Source organism: Microbacterium sp. Bi128 (assembly GCF_918698205.1).
Genome location: NZ_CAKKMM010001093.1, coordinates 1 through 1742 on the forward strand (window position 1 = coordinate 1; position 1742 = coordinate 1742).

Consider the following 1742-nt stretch of genomic DNA (forward strand, 5'->3'; position numbering starts at 1 on the left):
ATCCTGCATCGTCACCCCGTAGTTGACCCACGAATCCACGCCAAGGGAGCAGCGGTTGCCGAGAACGATGTAGTCGGACTTGAAGGCCCCGTCTTCCATGTAGTGGCCCTGAATGGTGGCTCCTTCATTGAACGCACAATCATCACCGATAGCCACAAGAGTTTTCTCCGGTATGTTGGCGCCGGCATCGTAGAGCCGCTTGCCGACTTTGACGCCCAGCATTCGCCAGATCACGGGCTTGAACGGGGTTCCGTTGAAGCCCGGCATGGCCAGCAGCTTCCATAGACGTTCGTGCCGCCAGAAGTAGGGGTCGTAGATGGAGCAGTATTGCGGCTTCAGGTGGCGGAAGCCCATGACCGAGCGCTCAACAAGCACGGCAATCAGTACGCGGAACAGCAGCAAGGTGAGCATCATGGCTGCGATCGCCAGCACACCGAGGAAGCTGAATGCCGACACGGCAACGGCGGCGCTAAACGTGGCAACAAACAACAGGAACCAGCGCACGGCCAGGAACAGCACCATGCTCAGGATGTTGTGCCGGTTCTTTGCCGGGAGAGCGCTGTTCCGCGCCTCTGCAATCGTCTGTTCATCAAATTGGGCGTCACGCTGAACAGACCGGGGAATCTCGAACGGCGGTGACCCCAGCAGGCCCACATCCGCACGGATCGGACCGTCGATCGGAATCATCACCTTCGTGGCCAAGAGACAGTTCTCCCCGACCCTGGATCCGATCGGAACACTGATGGCATTACCGAGAAAGTTGTGGCCAGCCAGGTGGACCCGCGAGAGACGGAACGACGTGCTTGAGAAGTCGGCGTTCATCATGTTGAGGCCGTCCGCGACCATAGTTCCTGTTCCCACTGAGCTCAGGAACGGCGACTCGTGGGCCAGTGTGGGGCCGAAGTTTGACCCGGTTTGCTCCACCCTGCCGAGGTTATAACCCAAGGCCTTGAGATAGTGCACTATGTACGAACTGTCGCCGAAGACATCTTTGTACAGTTTGACGTTGGACACGCGGGCGATCATGCGCTGGATGGTGAAGTGCACGCCGTACAGCGGATAGACCTTTTCCGGCTTGATGAAGCGGTTGAGCAAACGCGGGATGCTGAAGATGATGATCAGGCCGGTGATCAGCCCGACAACGAACAGAACCAGCGTTACGGCGAGTACGTCTATGAAAAAGCTTGGGGAGCCGGGCTGCAGGTGTCCGGTGCTCAGGTAGGGCGGCAGGAGCACGGCCAGCCCGAGAAGGCCCGCCGGAACCACCAGCACCAAACGGTTGAACAACTGGAGAAGGCTGAAAATGACCCTGCGTCGCGTGCCGCAATTAGTGGGCGGGACACGCAGGTAATTGGTGTTGGTGCGCGCAGCAGGCGAACCGTGCCAGATTTGTCCATCAGGTACAACCTGCCCGGTCTGCAACGATGAAGCATGTCCCAGCTGAGTCTCGTCTCCCATCGACGTACCGATGTCCAACGTGGTTTTCTCCGACACAAGGACATTTCTGCCCAGCATCACGGGACCGGTTTCAATCATGCCCGAGCGTGCCCGATAGCATTGGAACGAGGAGTTCTTCTGGATGACTGTGTTGTCACCGACGCTGAGCAGGTCCGGGCACGCGGGCACCTTCCGGGAGAAGATCACCACCCCCTTGCCGATCTTTGCGCCCAGGAGCCGCAGGTACACCACATACAGCGGAGAGCCGGCGAACAAGACCAGTGGATTTGCCCTGGTAAGTGTCT

At 58.8% G+C, this 1742-nt stretch carries 1 protein-coding gene; it reads right to left on the bottom strand.

Features of this window, described 5'->3' with window-relative positions; genetic code table 11:
* Positions 1-1713 (bottom strand): Pls/PosA family non-ribosomal peptide synthetase (locus LQV45_RS30080; protein ID WP_374208335.1); only part of this gene is annotated, 1713 nt, incomplete at its 3' end.
* Between the last annotated feature and the right edge of the window lie 29 nt (positions 1714-1742).